The organism is Pseudomonas sp. P135 (assembly GCF_020312125.1).
Classification (GTDB): domain Bacteria; phylum Pseudomonadota; class Gammaproteobacteria; order Pseudomonadales; family Pseudomonadaceae; genus Aquipseudomonas; species Aquipseudomonas fragariae.
Genome location: NZ_JAGPYR010000017.1, coordinates 1 through 17,156, shown reverse-complemented (window position 1 = coordinate 17,156; position 17,156 = coordinate 1). Strand labels below are relative to the sequence as shown.

Below are 17,156 nucleotides of genomic sequence, written 5' to 3'. Positions count from 1 at the left end.
ATATGCTTACTCGATTGATTTTAACTTTCACCTTGTGCTTCACGATATACGCATGTGCCGAGGAAGACTCATTGAACATATCTGCAGACCAAATGAAACATGCTTTAGAAAGAATTTCTTTTACATGTCATGTAGAGGCAGATCATCTACCGTCTATTAGCGAAAATGCTCGACAGCTGTATCAATATGCAAGATTACTAGAGACCACGGAGGGGCCTAAAGACTATCAAAAAATAGCAAGGTATTATCGACTTGCGTCTGCTGAGGGTAATTATAAGGCAGCTACTAATCTGCACACCTTGATCTCCCAAGGTGTTATTGAGACCGACAATCCAGAAAAAGACGTTATCGATATTGTTGAGGGTCTTATCGCCCAAGGTATTCCAGGAGGTTACTACGATATGGGACATTATTTGGAAGAGGGCTATGGCGTCAAGCAAGATGGAAGCAGAGCAAATGCTTACTTTCGTCGAGCGGCCGACTTAGGTAATCCGGATGCCCAATTTTACGTATCAAAACTGCTTGAGGGTATCGAATCGGCAGAGGAAACAGTGACTAGTATGCGTCGCTGCGCAATGAATCAAGGGCATGCTCAGGCCGCTTTCAACTACGGAGTTTATATGAAGGTGCGGGGTAACTACCCAGAGGCTATTCAGGCCTTTCAAGCGGGCGCTCGGTACGGTAGTCGTAATAGCGCGAGTTTTCTGAGGGAGGGATTTTCCACAACCGATGCTAGTGATGAACAATATTATTTTGCGCTGCCTGTGGATGACAAGCGGTCTCTTCGCTATAAACAAATTGGTGCCTTCCTAAGACGCTATGATGCTCTTGGAGCAAAAGTCCCAGACATCGACCAGATCGTTCCCCTGCCCCCAGCCAAGCTTCCGGAATGGGACGGCACATTCGAATGGCTGAAAAAACGCGAGTCCACGCCCCCTGCTGAAAAGCCATCGGAAGACATGATCCGGGCGCTAAGCCAGGAGAAAGGCCTCGACCCGGAAACAGGTCTGCCGCTACCGAAATGACGTGATAACGATGGGTATACGTTAAGCCATACCTGCTACGCCCCAAAGGAACGGACTCCGGAATCGGGGAATCTGACCTCGACACAAAGGAATGGAAATGTTCACAAGGCTGGTTTTTCTGGCAATTCTCACGACAAGCCTCTGCGCTTGCGAGAAGAAAGGTCACGACAGCGTTACTGATGAAGACATGGCTAAGGCCATGGAGAGGCTTTCGTTTGTCTGCACTCACGAAGCAGACCATTTGCCTGCGATAAGCGATGATGCTCAGGTGCTGTATCGCTATGCACTATTTCTGGAATCGAAAAAAGGCGCCAAAGACTATCAGCAAATAGGCAGATACTACCGTTTGGCCTATGCAGCAGGTAACTATAACGCGGCAACCAACCTGCACAATCTGATAGCCCAAGGGGTTGTTGATAGCAGCAATCGCAGTAAAGAGGTTACAGCCATCGTAAAAAATCTGATCTCGCAAAGTATTCCGGGCGGTTATTACGATATGGGACATTATCTGGAGATAGGCTATGGAGTAAAGAAAGACATACCCAGCGCTCGTGCCTATCTACGGAAGGCCGCTGACCTAGGCAATCCGGACGCACAATATTACATAGCCGAATTGCTAACCAAAGTCCCTAATACTGCAACCACAATGCAGTCCATGTACAAGTGCGCGATGGAACAAGGCCATTCGATGGCTGGAAGAAGATACGCTAGCTATGCCTCAGTCACAAACGGATATAAGGATGCCGTCGCCGGTTACCAACTCTCAACCAAGAATGGCGACAACATTAGCGCTCGTCTTCTGGCGCGTGGCTTCGAAGGACCAGAACCTTCTGACGAATTTTACTACTTGGCATTAGATAAAGATGAAGAGCGTGTCGCAAGATACGATAAAATCAGCAGCTTCTTGGTTCGTCATGAACACTTGGGCGCCAAGATCCCTGATCTGGATGACATTGTTCCACTTCCTCCAGCACCGTTACCCGAGTGGGACGGCACATTCAAATGGAAGCGTGATCGTGATTCCGCTGCACCACCTTCGCCTCCATCGGAAGAGCTGATTCAACGAATGGCGGCAGAAAAAAACCTCGATCCTGAAACAGGCCTTCCATTACCTGCATCGAAGTGAAAAAGACATGCGTTGAGTCTTACCCGGCACATGCGTAGAGGGAAGGGACTCCGATTCCGGGAAGCTTTTCTCACAAATAGGCACATACAAGGGAATGGAAATGTTTACAAGGCTGGTTTTTCTGGCAATTCTCACCACAAGCCTTTGTGCTTGCGAGAAGAAAGGTCATGACAGCGTTACTGACGAAGACATGGTTAAGGCCATGGAGAGGCTTTCGTTTGTCTGCACTCACGAAACCGACAATCTGCCTGCTATAAGCGAGGATGCTCAGGCACTGTACCGCTATGCACTATTTCTGGAATTGAAAAAAGGCGCCAAAGACTATCAGCAAATAGGCAGATACTACCGTTTGGCTTATGCAGCAGGTAGCTATAAAGCGGCGACCAACCTGCATAATCTTATCTCTCAAGGTACTGTTGACAGTAGCAGTCGCAGCAAAGAAGTGATTGATATCGTAAAGGATCTGATTGCGCGAGGTATTCCGGGCGGCTATTACGATATGGGACACTATCTGGAAATAGGCTATGGTGTGAAAAAAGCCATACCTAGCTCTCGCGCTTATCTAAGGAGAGCAGCTGATTTGGGTAATCCGGACGCGCAATATTATATAGCCCAATTGCTAGGTGAGATCCCCAACACTGCAGACATAATGCAGTCAATGTATAAATGCGCAATGGAGCAAGGCCATTCGCAGGCTGCAAGAAAATATTCAAGCTACGCCTCAGCAATACACTCTTACAAAGATGCCGTAGCCGGCTATCAACTCTCAACTAAAAGTGGCGACGATATTAGCGCTCATCGTCTGGCACGCGGCTTTGAAGATAGAAAACCTTCTGACAGACTTTATTATTTAGCTTTAGAAAAAGATGAAGAGCGTGCCGCAAGATACGATAAAATCAGCGACTTCTTATTACACCACGAACACTTGGGCGCTAAAGTTCCAGATCTGGATGATATTGTTCCACTTCCTCCAGCACCATTACCCGAGTGGGACGGCACATTCGAATGGCTGAAAAAACGCGAGTCCACGCCCCCTGAAAAGCCCTCGGAAGACATGATTCGAGCGCTCAGTCAGGAGAAAAGCCTCGACCCCGCTACAGGCATGCCTTTGGCAGCCGTTAAAAAATAAACGATCTCTACTTGCACGACAGCGCGATATCCAAAACCTCGCGCGCGCTCTTAAGGAAAAGAAATGCTTGGTCCCCGTAGGAGTATTTATGATCGCCTGTCCGAAAAGCGTCTGGCTGATCTTGAGCGGCAGCGCGTTGTCGAGGCGCAGTTGCCGAAGGGCAATTTCACCTCGGGCTCTGTGGCGGTGGTCAACGCCTGGGTGTGGTTGCCTTACGGTGTATTCGACACGCCTCTGACGGCTGATGAGCTGGCGCTGCGCCGTGCGGATTTTGATCATGATCCGCGTCTGGTGGACTCGCGCAGTTTGCGACGGCCTCTGCGCCGTCTGGATACACCGGCTGTTCGGTCGCCTGCCGTTGATGCGGCTGGGCGGGCTGTCGAGATTCTCAAGGCGATGTTTGCCCAGTGGGATGAGGCGTTCTGTTCGCAGGTCGACTGGTCGAACACTCAGGTCATATTGTTTGCACCGACGGCGCTCAGTGAGCTGGACTGGCTGGCCGCCGTTTGCAGGCTGTGGCCTCGCGAGCGTTTGCCTTATTACGCGTTTGACGTCACCACTCAGCCGGTGGCGCAGTGGCTACCCGAAGTCCTGGGGCAAAGCTACGGTGCGCCCTACCTCTTGTGCCTGAGCCTGGATACCTGGGCGTGCAAGGAACAGATGAAGGTCGGTGAACCCGGCGAAATGGCTGGGGAGGCGGTCAGCGCGGTTCTGCTGCAACGCGAATCCAACCCTCCTGAACCGCTGCGCGAAGGCGCTTTGAAACTGTTTGCGCCCGTCACTGAACACCATGTCAGCCGTTACTCTCAGACACGCACCGACACGCAGGTGCTGGAAAGCCTGATGGCCGGGCTAAGTGCCCGAACCGGCTTCGACGCGGAGAAAATCAAGGTGCTGATCGGTGATGGCGCTTTCGATGGGCAACGTTTGCAGCAGCTCCATCATTACGCTCGATCCTCTTTGCCTGGCCTCGATCTGGAACGCCAGATCCGTTTGAACACGCTGGGCGCTAGGGTCGGGCCTGCCACTGAGCAATGGGCGCAGATCGGGCTGGCGTGGCTGGCTGCCAGCGCAGAACCGGGCAGCGTCGCATGGATACTGGACCGTGGTTGCGCGGATCAGACTCAGGGCTGGCTGATCGGCTGATCACCCAAGGAATTGTGAGAAAGGGATGTACCTATGAATTCGATACTCGACGCTGCCATGAACGCCTTCAGCGGACCGCTCAGTCAGGCCGGTCGCCTGCTGGAATTGAACACGCCGCAAGGTCAGGAGCTGTTTGCTCTGCGCGCGCATGCCGTGGAACGTCTGAGCCACGTGGCGCGCTACACGGTCGACGTGATCAATCAGACCACCGACTTCGACCCGGAGAAGCTGATTGGTCAGGCAGTGCAACTGAGCATTCGCCTCGACGACGGCAGCCTGAGCCCTCGGCATGGCTGGGTCGAGAGTGTGCGTTATCTCGGCAGCGATGGCGGGCTCGAGGATTGGCAGCTGGTCTTTGCGCCGTGGTTCAGCCTGCTGGAATACCGTATTGATTGCCGAATCTGGCAAGAAATGAGCTTGCCGGACATCCTTGCTCAGGTGTTTCAGCACTACAGCCAGGCCCGGGCCAACTACCGCTTCGACCTGCAACGCGACTACCCGCTGCTGTCATACGTGACGCAGTTCAACGAGACCGACGCCAACTTCGTTCAGCGCTGGTGCGAGCAGGAAGGTCTTTTCTGGTACGTGGAGCACAAGGTCGACAGTCATTGCATCGTGTTCACCGACAACATTGACTCTCTGCCCACACTGAACCCCGCAAGCCTGCGTTTCCATACCCAGCAGGCCGCCGACCTGAAAGACAGCATCACCCAGTGGAGCCCCGGCGCTCGCCTGCTCAATGGTCTGGTGCAGTGGCGCAGCAGCGAATACCGCAGTCATGCACAGCCACAGATCACTCACTCCATGGCACTGCCTGCCGCATCCGCGCCCCCTGACCTTGAGCGTTACCAATACCGTGGCCAGTATGCATGGCAGAACCTCGGCCGAGGCGAATGGCTCGCACGTGTGCAGATCGAACAGGATGAGTCGGCGGCCCGTCGCATTCAGGGTCAGGGCGGGGCTCGTCAGATGCAGCCCGGTCATGGCTTTGAGCTGACTCAACATCCGCTTTACGAGCTCAAGACGCTCCAGGACCGTTAGTTCCTGATCGTCGCCGTGGAGTTCTTCGTGCAGAGCAACCTGCCGATCGGCAAGACGCGATCAAGCCCACCCGGAAGCCTGAAAACACAGTTGGATGCACTGCAGGCGCAAGCCTCGCTACCGACGGGTGACGAAGGCTTCTACCTGAATCGCTTTGAAACACAGCGCCTGGATATTCCCTATCGCAGCGCGTTTACCCATCAAAAACCAGCCCACCCCGGCCCGCAGACAGCAGTCGTCGTTACACCCGGCGGGCATGAGGTTTTCACCGATAACCTGAATCGGGTTTGCGTTCGCTTTCATTGGGATCGCCTGATGAAGGATGGAGAGCTTGGTTCGTGCTGGCTGCGCATGATGCAGTCGAGCAGCGGTCAGGACTGGGGCAGCGTCAATGTGCCGCGCGCTGGCGAAGAGGTAGTCGTCACCTTTCTTGATAACGATATCGACCGTCCGCTGATCATGGGACAGGTCTACGGCGGACATAAGCCTGCGTGGCATTCCAGCGGCCTGATGAGTGGCTATAAAAGTCAGGAGATTCAGGGGAGCGGCTATAACCAGTGGGTGATGGACGATTCCACCGGCCAGGTCAGAACCCAGATCCACAGTAGCCATGGGCATAGTCAGCTGAACCTCGGTTACCTGATCGACCAACAGGGCAATTCACGAGGCGCACTGCGCGGTGCCGGTTTCGAGCTGCGGACTGACGCCTACGGTGCCTTGCGTGCTCAGCAAGGTCTGTACTTGAGCACTTGGCCGCGCAACAAGGCGCAGGGCGGGCAGATTGATACCCAGGAAGCTCAACAGCATCTGAGCAACGCTCAAGCGCGGTTCAAGGCATTGTCGGAAATAGCCGAACAACACAACGCGCTGCCAATGCCGGGTGGTATCGAAAGTCTCGACCAGCTAAACGCCGATACTCAGGCCAATTACGGCAGTGGCGGTGACAGCCCGGTCAGCAGCACTCAGCAACAGCGTAACGGCGGTGATACCAAGGCGGCGATCATGAGCGGCGGTCGTGGGCAGACGTCAGGCTATAAAAAGCCCTTGCTGGTCGCATCCTCGCCCGCCGACATCGCGACCGTCACCCCGCAAAATACTCACATCCACAGCGGTAAACAGTTAACGCTTTCAACCGGTGAAGACACCAATCTGGCCAGCGGCAAGTCACTATTGGTGAGTGTCGCGCAAAGCATCAGTCTGTTCGCCCAGGCGGCAGGCGCCAAACTGTTTGCAGCAAAGGGCAAAGTTGAAATACAGGCGCAAAACGACAGCATTGAACTGACCGCGAAGGAAAGCGTGCGCATCACCTCTACGGCTCGCACTATCGAGATCGCAGCGCAGGAAGAAATCCTGCTGACCAGCGGCGCAGCGTACATCCGCATCAAGGGTGGCAATATCGAGATTCATGCTCCCGGAACCATCGACGTAAAAGGCGTGAAAAAGACTTTCGACGGCCCTGCGCAGCTCAATCGGGATAATCCGGCGTGGCCGACCGACTCGATCAAACAAAAGCTTACAGCCTACGCCGGGCTTAGCAGTGCGGCGGGCTATCAGGCATGGGCAGGTCAGCCGTATACCATCTTTGCAGACGGGGCCGAGGTCAAAAAAGGAGTGATGGACGCCAGCGGACAGATCGCCATCGACCATCACGCTACAACCAGCCAGTACCGTATTGATCTGAGTAACGGCGTCAGCTACGACCTGCCAGTAGCGGCCGATTACAAAGGTGATCCCAAAAATGCGGAACTGGCCAACCGCGGGCTTCACCGCCACGAAAGCGCTTCGCACCCAGACGTCAAACCGAGCGACAATCGCAGTCTGTTCCGTAACAGGTATGACCAGTTGAGCAATCCAGAGTCGGAGGCGTGATTGCTTTGGCGTGTCAACGCTCTACCCTATCGTGCAAATCGATGACATTCGTGAGGCTTGTAGGAGATGGTGGTTGGGCAGGCTTTGCGAGTGGCTCATTCCATGATGCAAACCGTCGGGCACAACTATGAGAAAACATAATGATTAATTCAGATAGCCTTAGAAAAAGCAGCTGGCTAGGATTCTTCACGACTGGTTTTTTTACAGCCTTTGGCCCATCTGAATTAACGTGTTTTTGGTACGTATATTTTTTGGCCGTAACCTTGATGCTTGCCTGGACAATATACCTAGTCTACCTGTGCGAAAAGTACACAACCTATATGACGTCGCTTATTGGCGCACTGATTGGTTCATTTACATTGCTCGCTTGTAACGTAGCTTATGTCTCCACTTCTAATTTTTTTGGAGAGAACAGTTTTAATGCTTTCATTACAAGTCTAGTCCCTGCCATCATTATATTGCTGGCTTATTATGCGATTGCTAGCAAAAAGCCTTCTTTCCAACCATTCGAACATGACGGACAGAAAATCCAGACGCGTGTTGCTAGCACTTCGCAACCATCAACAAGTTATAAAACTGGCTTGAGCGCGGGAGCAGCCACGTTGGCGGCCGGTATTTTCCTGCAGGCTTCGGGCGTGCTAACTGGCAGTGTAGTTGCGGCCCTTGTCCTTACTGGATGCTGTGTGACCATACTGTTCTACATGCGGCATGTCATCAGGGGGCTTCGCACACTCCGAGCCAAGGAGCGCAATATGCCTGCTGCCTACACGTTCATGCAAATCGATGAAATTCGCGAAGCCCGCAGTCGTTGGTGGCTGAGCAGGTTTTTCAAATGGTTCTCGTCTCGGCACAAATCGTAGGGTGCGTGACTCTCGATGATTGCTACATGGCCCTATTTATCGAAATGGAAAGCCCGCTCATTACTCAGCCTTCAAAGCCATCAACATAAAGCGCCTCATAACGCGCCATCGTATCGGTGAGCCGCTGCCGCAGATACCCGTTCGCATGCCCCAAGGCAGCCAGGATCTGCGCCGACTCCACCAGATAAGACGCTCGCTTTGCCTTCTTCCAGGTGGACGGCGCTGACTGAAGATTGGTGATGCGATCACACAACTTGACCGACGCAGCTTCTTTGGAATGACTGGCGATCCCGGCGAAATAAAGCGCTTCGGAAAACGGCACGATCAGGTTCTTGCTCAGGCACGCCACGGCTGAGGCGACCTCGACACCGAACGCTTCAGCCAACTCATCCTGAGTTACCGGCGTATCCTCCAGCACGTCGTGCAGCAACGCTGTGGGCAAGGCGATTTCAAGCGCGCCCACGGATTCTTCGCGATGGGCGAAGATCAACTCGTTGGCGACCATCGCTACGTGGGTGGTGTAAGGAAGGTCCGAGCCTGTCATTTTTTGGCCGACGTGGGCATGGGATGCGAATAGCCAGGCTTTGTTGTAGAACTGTTGCGGGCACGGTTTGGACATTTGGGTCAGATTCCTTGAGACGAGATATAAGTCAGGGGCTGTGAGCTGATCTTCGGAGAGAGTACTCGCGTTTCCCTATCAGTCGTCCAAAGGGTCATGCAGCGGCGCACGCTCGAACAACTGTTGAGCCAGCCCCTGAATATGCTCGGACCATGCGACTTTCTTGACCCATTCCTCAGGCATACCCGACACACCATACAGAGCGCCTGCAATTTGTCCGGCAGTGGCGGCTACGCTGTCGGCATCATCAGCCAGGTTGGAAGCCAGCAGGATCGCGTCTTTGAAATTGTCGGTATTCCATACGGCCCACAGGGCTGCTTCGAGTGTGTCGATGACATAGCCTGAAGAGCGGATCTGGTCGCGGGTTTTTTCTTTGTATTCGCCAGCGTTGATGATCAATGCTCGCGGTCGTAACGGGCGAATCATCGGAGAAAGGGTTTTTTCTTTGTCTGCGCCGTTAAGGGCGAGATGCAACTGGGCGCCGAGCAGCTCGCAGCAACTTATAGCCTCCATTGCTCTGTGTGTGCATCTGCTTTGTGCGGCGCTTTGCCGCCACGTAGCGAATAGCGAGTGCCTGCGAAATATTGCAGTGGGTGCCAATCTTATTATCGACCCATTACCGGCAGTAGATGGATCGTCGTTGCCATACCAGCCATCTTTGCTTGCCAAGTGTCCTTCCAGAGCAGCACGAGTAGCGTTTCCGATATCGAAGCACTTGCCGTTATGACTGTTCTCGCCCTGCTTATACCAACGACATAGCCTATCGGCGTAATCAGAAAAATCGAAATCACCTTTAGCAATGTAGGTGTCCGCAAGGCAGAGAGCCATGCTGGTGTCATCGGTCCACTCACCGGGATTGAGCTTGAAAGGACCGCCACCCACCATGTCATGGACGTGACTGCGATCACGAGGCAAAAACTCCAGCGTTGTACCGACGGCATCACCTATGGCCAGCCCAAGCAGGCATCCTTTTGCACGGTCCAGTGCCTGTGCTTCGGTGAGCGTACACGTCCGTGACGCTATCCAGCCGGGCTTCTCTACAGGCAACCTTGGTGCGTCAGCCTGCAGCATATAATCCATACGTTGGAGCAACTGCGCAGATGGCGGAGGCAGCAGATGATCGTAGCGCTCAACATATCGATCAAGGGTTTCGTTGGAGCTTCTCAAGTCAATCATGGGTCCTTCCAGAATAATTTCTCAAGGGACAGAGTCGGAATAAAAGTCGCTGTCTTTCGGCGATTCTATACCGCTTGTTCACGGCTAAATAGTCGTTCCCCGCTTTGCGCCTGGCTTCTGGGTCAAAAAATCATCCCGCTCTCTCCTGCGGCATGTCGTGGCGAAAGCATCCGCAGCAATGAGGTCTGTGTGGAAAAGATCAAAGCTGGCTTTGTCGATCTCATGATACTCCTCGTAATCGATCAAGCCATTATTCACCGGAAATGACAAATAAAAGCGCCCTGAGGTTTCCTCGATGCCCAAGGAGAGCATGAGGCCGCGATTAAAAAAGGTATCGTTAAATTTCATATGACTGCCTTAGAGCCTTAATCATTCAACCTCATAGATAAAGCCCATCAACTTGTGCTAAAAGCGCATACAGCAAGCTTCATTTTCTTGCCATTTTTACAAACAATCAGCTATAAAGATGAAATCATTATGGGCTTCACCACTTCATAGACCATGCCCAAAAATCAAAGCATTAGCTATCAAAGAACAATAAATGTAAAGCCGCTGCAATCTAAAGTTCACTTCCCGTCTACCTGCATACAATATTCTTGGTCCCCAACCATTTTGCAAGGCCAGTTATCATTAATATAGCGTGTTGGCTTAAAACAAACGCGCTCATCATTTACCCAGAACAACTGCCACGCCGAACCAGAAATAAGCAGCTTGGAGCATGGAGTATAATCCCTCACGAGCAGTAAAATCGTAGTTATAACTATTACAGAGGGCACGACATACGTTATTACCTTTACTGAAAGATAGATCATCAAGCTTTGAAAGCGATATAGGAAAGACTTATTGGGCGGATCAAATTTCTTTCCTGTACAGAGCGCAAAAAAACTCCCGATTACAGCTATCAGAACAGCGGGCGGCGCCATGAGAAGTGCAAAAGCCAAATAAGGCACCTCTACAACAGGGGCATTTCGATAAATACGTCCATACAAGGGTATTACCCTCTCCCAAAGCCAATAAATTGAAAATATGCCAACAGCGGTCACAGAAATAACCAAAACCAATGCAATTAGCCGAAAAATCAACGGGTGGATATTTTGTGCCGACGCGTCTGAATTATTATTCACAGGAGGCCTAAAACTTTGGTAGTTTAAAGTTTGAAAAGTCTGGAAGCTCAGGTACCCTTGGCCAGTTAGGCAATGGAAAATCCCCGGGAGATATTTTCCTCAGAACCCAAGATTTCGCTTCATCAGCAGCTGAATCTATGAGGTTACTTATAATTTCTGTCGCAGCTTTTTCCGAGTAAGCCTTCAAATCATTTACAGTAACCCTAGTCATTTCTTCGTGCAAATATTTTATATTATCAACAGCGTAGCGCATACCTGCCTTTACATTATTTTTAATATTATACCTATTATCCAACTCATTTAAGCCAACACTTACAACCAATACAAACACAGCGCCGATGACTAATGGGAGCCCAACCGCTGTAACGGTAAACCCTAAAGCAACTGACACCGCATAACCAATTACACTGGCAATTCCGGCCTTTATTAGTTCTACCCCTACCCCCGCAAATAAATCAGACAATACAGCCTCATCATTAAATACCCATTCCAATACCTCGATAGCAACCGCGACATAACAAGATAGCTTGAACCCTTTGATCGCACTTGCTTGTTCACCATATCTGCCTATACCCATCTCAATCAGTTGAGCATTTCGTATCCCATAGCGAGTTCCCCTAAGTCGTCGTCGAAGGCCTGGGTAACCAGTTATTATGACGTATTGCTTTCCATTTTTTACCGAGATCCGTACTTTGGTGCCAAACCCACCGATATCACGAAGTAAACGGGTTATGTTATAGGCGTCGTATGCACCCAAAGCAGAAGGTACTGCCCAAGTCGTATTAAACAGGGGATGTAAGGTTGCATTGTATATAGACTGAGTCCCCCCCATTAGACCGTCCAACATACTTGGCTGAGTTCGAGGGCAAATCTGCGGCTGCTGTGTTCCAAGGCCGTAGGACGCATTACGCTCCTCCACCAGCATGTTAGCGTGCTCCATGTCTAGCACCACCATCTCACGCTGATTTTGATCTACGTCGTGACCTAGCTGATCGAGCTGGGTGTCACTCAAGCTCATGGCGTACTCCCTGTCTCTATGGCTTTTCGCGTCCGCGCGGCGCGCTGGTAGCATCTTACGCTGAGGGTGCACCTTAAGAAAAATAAAATCAAATGAGCATAAAGCCATCAACGACGAACCGGAGCAGCTTGACAAATGGCCTTCGAGCAGGTTCCATCCCTAATTTCGTGAAGATTTGCAGGAGGCAGCTAGTGATTTCGGATCTGATTGGGCAGTTTACAGCTCAGAACAATAGACTCATCACATTCGACTCCCCTCTGCCTCCGGAGCAGGAGCTTGTTCTAGAAAGCTTCAGCGGTGAAGAAGGGCTGTCTATCCTGTTCGAATACGAACTCCAATTGCTATCCAGCGATGCAAAGATCGAGCTCAAAAAGTTAATTGGCAAGAAAGTCTCAATAGAAATCACTTTGGCTGATGGTGGCAAAAGGGTAATAAGTGGACATTGCTCAAGTTTCAACCATATAGGAGCTAATGGTGGAATCGCTAATTACGCCGCCACCGTCGTACCTTGGCTGTGGATACTTAGTCGCCGAAGAGACTCGCGTATTTTTCAAGATAAAACCGTTGAAGATATAATCAGAGAAGTGTTTGCCTACTATCTCTCTCTGGCTGATTATGAATTTCGACTAAACAAAACATTGAAGCCAATTAGCTATTGCACACAGTACCAAGAGTCGGATCTTAATTTTGTACTGCGGCTCCTTCAACAAGAAGGGCTATTCTTCAATTTTGAGCATCGTCGAGATGGACATACGTTGGTCATTTTCGACGATAGCCTCAATCTGCCGACGTTACCTAGCCAACCTTCGATTCGTTTTCATACCGCGTCTGTAACTGAGGAGTCCGATTCCGTTACCGAATGGTCTTCTCAAAGAGCCCTTCACTCCACGCGCCTATCATTAAAGTCTTTTGACTATAAGCAGCCGCGCTTTTCCAATCAGGTACAGCTTGAAACTTTAGCCAAACAAGGAGACATTGGTCAATACGAAGTTTTTGAATACGAGGGTCTATATGGTTACTCCGACCCGCAACACGGTCAACAAATCGCTCGCAATCGACTTGAGGCGATGGAGGTTTTAGGCAAGACATTTCAGGGTAGGAGTAACTGCCGTGCGATGCAGCCAGGCTATTACTTTGAGCTTACTCAGCACTATGATCATGACAACGGGTCTACTGAGGACCGGCAATTTCTGTTGTTGAGCGTAAAACATTCGGGCCGAAATAATTACTCCGGATCGGGAGAAGCCTTTTATCAAAACCAGTTTATTTGTATTCGGCGCAAAATACCCTTCAAGCCTCCGCTAAGTACGCCTCGCGCTTTGATAAGTGGTCCCCAAACCGCCATCGTCGTCGGCCCGCCCGGCGAAGAAATCTACACCGACGAAATGGGCCGGGTAAAAGTACAGTTCCACTGGGACCGCTACGGCAAGTTTGACGACAAAAGCTCCTGCTGGGTCCGCGTCGCTCAATCCGGTGCCAGCGGTGGTTTTGGCAGTATCCAGATCCCGCGCGTCGGTGACGAGGTGGTGGTCGTTTTCCTTGATGGCAACCCTGACCGTCCGCTTGTCATGGGCAGTTTGTATAACAGCCAGAACACGCCGCCGTGGTCGCTGCCTGCCAACAAGACCCAGAGTGGTTTCCTGACGCGTTCGGCCAAGGGTGATGGCGGTACGGCCAACTTTTTCCGCTTTGAAGACAAGGCCGGTGCCGAACAGGTGATCATGCATGCCGAGCGCAACATGGACACCGAGATCGAGCTGGATGAAAAGCACGAGGTGGGCAATAACCGCAAGGTGACGGTCGGCGGCACAAATACGGAAATCATCCAGAAAGATACTGTGACGAACGTGCAGCAGGGGTCGTTTACGCTAAAGGTCGACAACCAATTCATTCAGGTGGATGCGAAGCAGTACATCCTTCTCAAAGTGGGCGACAGCAGCATCTCGATCACTCCGGAAGGCATCCAGATAAAAGGCAAAGTGATCAATGTTCTTGGCGAGAGCACCTTCGTCAAAGGTGACCGAGTCGACATCAACAAGTGAGAACGCAGGGCATGGAACGAACAAGTCTCTACGACCGTATTTCCGCAAAACGTATTGCGGATGAGGAGGCAGCACGCAAGGCGGCGCTGGAAGCTCCGGTCGTTGAAGCTGTCCCCGAGCCTGAGCCAGAACCGATCACGCCATTGCAGGACGTGCCCAGCAGTTTCAATTTTGGTGGCTTTAATCTGGCCTTTCCTGAGGGCGCCCTGTTTCGTGATGTCCAGGTTACGCTTGAGTACAAAGGCGAGCCGCTCATGTTGTCTGTCAAACGCAGAGACGTAATGCAGGGTGAGGCACTGGAAGCACTTTTCGAAAGCTCGGTGCAGACCTTTCGTGAGCGCGACCCTCAACTCCGTATTATTCGTCGGCGGGACTGCACCCTGGTGGGCTGTACTGCGAAAGCGCTGGATTTCCACTTCAAAGAAGGCAGCGCAGAACAACACGCACGTCTGGTAGGTGCGCTTGTTCCCCTTGCCGGAAAGGATGTGCTGCAGTGGTTGGAAATTTCTTGCCTGATCGATCCGACCAAACCGGACCTCAGCCTCTGGCTGGCGGATTTCGATAGCATGCTGGGCGGTCTCGCCGCACAGTGATTGTTTCTTTTTTGATTTCAGGAATTCTTATCACATGGACTACGAGTTGCACGAAGGCAGTATCAAGCTGCCAGAGGGATTTCAGGACCGCACAGTGAACATGTTCGTGATGGGCTCGACGCTGCCTGCCCCGCTGAGCATTACGGTCTCCAGAGACACTCTGCTACCTTCCGAGCACCTGAAAACCTATGTTGATCGCCAGGTCAAAATGCTTTCGTCCAAGCTGCGCGGTTACACGCTGCTGAACAGAAAAGCAGTTTCGCTATCGACCGTGGCCCCTCTCGAAGGTATTCAGATCGACGCGTATTACATGACCGAAGGGCGTCCTTACTATCAACGTCAGGCGGCGTTTCTGATCGAGCCTGAGCGCGCGATCGTATTCTCGACCACGTCCCAGACGGACTTCAGTGCCGAGCAGACCCAGGACTGGGAAAACTTGCTGGCCAGTTTCCAGCCTCGCGTGGCCGACACTTCTCCAGCCAACGGTAGCGAACAGGAGTAACGCTCATGTTCGAGGCCGCGCGCTTTGGTGACGAAATATCGCATACCGGCGCCCTGGGGGGCTTCCTGATCGGGGCTGTGCTCGGTATTGCGCTCATTGCGACGGTGGCGATCGCAACCTTCACGTGCGGGTTCGGCGTGGCTCTTCTGGCAGGACTTGCAGCAGGCGTCGGAGGTAGCCTGCTCACCGCCGCAGGAGAGGCGATAGGGAGTATGTTTTCCTCCCCTTCCGGCACGATCATCACGGCCTCACCCAATGTGTACATCAACAACCGCAAGGCAGCGCATGTTGAAAAAAGTATTGGTGCCTGTGACAAGCATCCGGGGCCGGTCAAGATTGCCGAGGGCTCGACCAACGTCTTCATCAACAGCGTGGCGGCGGCGCGCAAAGGCGACAAGCTGACCTGTGGCGCGACCATCTCCGGCGGCTCCGACAACGTATTTATCGGCGGCGGCAGGTATCGCTATCTGCCAGTGGACGACGAAATTCCAGGCTGGCTGCGCACTACCGTCGATGTGCTGATGGCCGTGGCGGGTGCGGCAGGTGGTATTGCACAGCTGCTCAAGGCCGGAACGCAGGCAGGCATGAAAGCAGTGCTGCCCTGCGCCCTGAAGTTCACCGCAGGTTTCGTCGCCGGCGAAGTGGGCAGTCGCTACGTGGTTGAGCCTGTGATGCGCAGTGCGATCGGCGGCCTGAGCGGCAATCCGGTCGACACCACGACTGGCCGCAAGCTGATCCCGGATGAGATCGACTTCAGCCTGCCCGGCCTGATGCCCATCGAATGGTCGCGTTTTTACGCCAGCAACCTGAATGTCGACAGCGTACTCGGCAAAGGCTGGGTGCTGCCGTGGGAGCAAAGCCTGCGCAAGCGCGGCAGCTTCCTCTACCTTACGGATAACCAGGGCCGCACCGTTCCGTTCGTGGACATAGCGCCCGGCCAGCGCATCTACAACCCTCACGAACAGGTCTATCTGGTCTGCACGCAGGGTGGTCACTACCTTCTGCAGACGCTGGACAACATCTTCTTCTACTTCGGCGAAGTGCCTGACGACAACAAACCGGTTCCGTTGGATCGTATCGAAAACGCACTCGGTCACTTCCTGCATTTCACCCGCACCGAACAAGGCACGCTGACCGACATCAGCGCGACGGGCGGGATCCGCGTGCACCTGCATTACGACGAAGTGACCACGCGCCTGACCTCGGTCAAGCGCATCGTCGACAATGAGGCTGTTGAAACCCTGGTTCAATACCACTACGACAGCAATGGCCAGCTCGCTGAGGTGTTCAACCGCAACGGTGATTCAGTGCGCCGTTTCAGTTACAACGATGGCGTCATGACCCGCCACAGCAACGCACTGGGCCTGACCTGCGAGTACCGCTGGGAAATCATCGACGCCCAGCCACGCGTCGTCGAACACCAGACCAGCGATGGTGAGCATTTCTACTTCCGCTACGACCGCGAAGCCCGCACCACCTGGGTCACCGACGTACTGGGCCGCGAGCTGGAGATTCATTACAACAAGGACCATCGCGTCACCTCGAGCCGCGACTACAGTGGCGATCACTACGTCATCGAGATCGACGACACCGGCAACATGACCGGGCTGACCCTGCCCGATGGCAATCAGCTGGCGTTCGAGTACGACGAGTTCGCCCGGTTGCTCAAGGAGACCGATCCGCTGGGCCGCAGCATTCGCTACCAGTATCACCACCTGACGACGCTGATCACTCAGGTTGATTACCCGGATGGCAGCACCTGGAAGGCCAACTACGATGCCAAAGGCAACCTCGTTGCCGAGATCGATGCGCTGGGCCACAAGACCGAATACCTCAACGGTGAGGACGGCCTGCCGCACACCATCGTCGACCCGACGCTCAAGTCC

14 protein-coding genes and 1 pseudogene are annotated in these 17,156 nt (G+C 52.8%); 10 read left to right on the top strand and 5 right to left on the bottom strand.

The features are described from left to right. The first annotated feature begins 2 nt into the window (after positions 1-2). The 6 genes and pseudogenes from KBY08_RS21110 to KBY08_RS21085 all read left to right on the top strand — a co-directional run bounded on the left by KBY08_RS21110 (position 3) and on the right by KBY08_RS21085 (position 8,196). The gene (locus KBY08_RS21110) at positions 3-1,025 is read left to right on the top strand and encodes a sel1 repeat family protein (protein ID WP_024642645.1); all 1,023 of its coding nucleotides are present in this window, start codon (positions 3-5) and stop codon (positions 1,023-1,025) included. Positions 1,026-1,122: 97 nt separating this feature from the next. Continuing rightward, on the top strand, positions 1,123-2,151 hold the full coding sequence (locus tag KBY08_RS21105) for a sel1 repeat family protein (protein ID WP_111522584.1): 1,029 nt from the start codon (positions 1,123-1,125) through the stop codon (positions 2,149-2,151). A gap of 100 nt (positions 2,152-2,251) precedes the next feature. Continuing rightward, on the top strand, positions 2,252-3,280 hold the full coding sequence (locus tag KBY08_RS21100) for a sel1 repeat family protein (protein ID WP_111522585.1): 1,029 nt from the start codon (positions 2,252-2,254) through the stop codon (positions 3,278-3,280). A 63-nt stretch (positions 3,281-3,343) separates the two neighbouring features. Then, positions 3,344-4,426, top strand: a complete 1,083-nt coding sequence (locus tag KBY08_RS21095; protein ID WP_111522586.1) for a hypothetical protein — start codon at positions 3,344-3,346, stop codon at positions 4,424-4,426. 33 nt (positions 4,427-4,459) lie between these two features. Continuing rightward, positions 4,460-7,336, top strand: a pseudogene (locus tag KBY08_RS21090) (type VI secretion system Vgr family protein). Positions 7,337-7,476: 140 nt separating this feature from the next. Next, a complete protein-coding gene (locus KBY08_RS21085; protein ID WP_111522588.1) occupies positions 7,477-8,196 on the top strand; it encodes a hypothetical protein in 720 nt (239 codons plus the stop codon). A 64-nt stretch (positions 8,197-8,260) separates the two neighbouring features. Here the strand turns inward: KBY08_RS21085 and KBY08_RS21080 are convergent, their stop codons facing one another. The 5 genes from KBY08_RS21080 to KBY08_RS21065 form a co-directional block, all read right to left on the bottom strand. Next, positions 8,261-8,815 carry an HD domain-containing protein gene (locus tag KBY08_RS21080; RefSeq protein ID WP_096126881.1) on the bottom strand — a complete coding sequence of 185 codons (555 nt, stop codon included), beginning with the start codon at positions 8,813-8,815 and terminating at the stop codon, positions 8,261-8,263. A gap of 78 nt (positions 8,816-8,893) precedes the next feature. Then, positions 8,894-9,991: an ADP-ribosylarginine hydrolase Tri1 gene (gene tri1, locus KBY08_RS21075; protein WP_177410956.1), complete on the bottom strand. Its 1,098-nt coding sequence runs from the start codon at positions 9,989-9,991 to the stop codon at positions 8,894-8,896. 84 nt (positions 9,992-10,075) lie between these two features. Further along, the gene (locus KBY08_RS21070) at positions 10,076-10,339 is read right to left on the bottom strand and encodes a hypothetical protein (protein WP_111522589.1); all 264 of its coding nucleotides are present in this window, start codon (positions 10,337-10,339) and stop codon (positions 10,076-10,078) included. A 218-nt stretch (positions 10,340-10,557) separates the two neighbouring features. After that, positions 10,558-11,082, bottom strand: a complete 525-nt coding sequence (locus tag KBY08_RS26560) for a hypothetical protein (RefSeq protein ID WP_318654644.1) — start codon at positions 11,080-11,082, stop codon at positions 10,558-10,560. Between the two features lie 40 nt (positions 11,083-11,122). Beyond that, on the bottom strand, positions 11,123-12,133 hold the full coding sequence (locus KBY08_RS21065; protein ID WP_003401830.1) for a hypothetical protein: 1,011 nt from the start codon (positions 12,131-12,133) through the stop codon (positions 11,123-11,125). Between the two features lie 191 nt (positions 12,134-12,324). On the opposite strand from KBY08_RS21065, the gene KBY08_RS21060 reads away from it, so the two are divergent. The 4 genes from KBY08_RS21060 to KBY08_RS21045 form a co-directional block, all read left to right on the top strand. Next, positions 12,325-14,175, top strand: coding sequence for a type VI secretion system Vgr family protein (locus tag KBY08_RS21060; protein ID WP_225651255.1), 1,851 nt, complete (start codon positions 12,325-12,327; stop codon positions 14,173-14,175). Between the two features lie 11 nt (positions 14,176-14,186). Next, positions 14,187-14,768, top strand: coding sequence for a DcrB-related protein (locus tag KBY08_RS21055; protein ID WP_003420357.1), 582 nt, complete (start codon positions 14,187-14,189; stop codon positions 14,766-14,768). Between the two features lie 34 nt (positions 14,769-14,802). Next, the gene (locus tag KBY08_RS21050; RefSeq protein WP_003318825.1) at positions 14,803-15,270 is read left to right on the top strand and encodes a DcrB-related protein; all 468 of its coding nucleotides are present in this window, start codon (positions 14,803-14,805) and stop codon (positions 15,268-15,270) included. A 5-nt stretch (positions 15,271-15,275) separates the two neighbouring features. After that, the coding region (locus KBY08_RS21045) for a DUF6531 domain-containing protein (RefSeq protein WP_225651254.1) at positions 15,276-17,156 on the top strand (1,881 nt) is incomplete at its 3' end.

Bases quoted from the DNA above. Each gene is read 5' to 3' on its own strand.
- tri1 (WP_177410956.1), bottom strand. From the start codon at position 9,991: ATGATTGACTTGAGAAGCTCCAACGAAACCCTTGATCGATATGTTGAG.
- KBY08_RS21085 (WP_111522588.1), top strand. From the start codon at position 7,477: ATGATTAATTCAGATAGCCTTAGAAAAAGCAGCTGGCTAGGATTCTTC.
- KBY08_RS21050 (WP_003318825.1), top strand. From the start codon at position 14,803: ATGGACTACGAGTTGCACGAAGGCAGTATCAAGCTGCCAGAGGGATTT.
- KBY08_RS21095 (WP_111522586.1), top strand. From the start codon at position 3,344: ATGCTTGGTCCCCGTAGGAGTATTTATGATCGCCTGTCCGAAAAGCGT.
- KBY08_RS21100 (WP_111522585.1), top strand. From the start codon at position 2,252: ATGTTTACAAGGCTGGTTTTTCTGGCAATTCTCACCACAAGCCTTTGT.
- KBY08_RS21105 (WP_111522584.1), top strand. From the start codon at position 1,123: ATGTTCACAAGGCTGGTTTTTCTGGCAATTCTCACGACAAGCCTCTGC.
- KBY08_RS21055 (WP_003420357.1), top strand. From the start codon at position 14,187: ATGGAACGAACAAGTCTCTACGACCGTATTTCCGCAAAACGTATTGCG.
- KBY08_RS21080 (WP_096126881.1), bottom strand. From the start codon at position 8,815: ATGTCCAAACCGTGCCCGCAACAGTTCTACAACAAAGCCTGGCTATTC.
- KBY08_RS21070 (WP_111522589.1), bottom strand. From the start codon at position 10,339: ATGAAATTTAACGATACCTTTTTTAATCGCGGCCTCATGCTCTCCTTG.
- KBY08_RS21110 (WP_024642645.1), top strand. From the start codon at position 3: ATGCTTACTCGATTGATTTTAACTTTCACCTTGTGCTTCACGATATAC.
- KBY08_RS21065 (WP_003401830.1), bottom strand. From the start codon at position 12,133: ATGAGCTTGAGTGACACCCAGCTCGATCAGCTAGGTCACGACGTAGAT.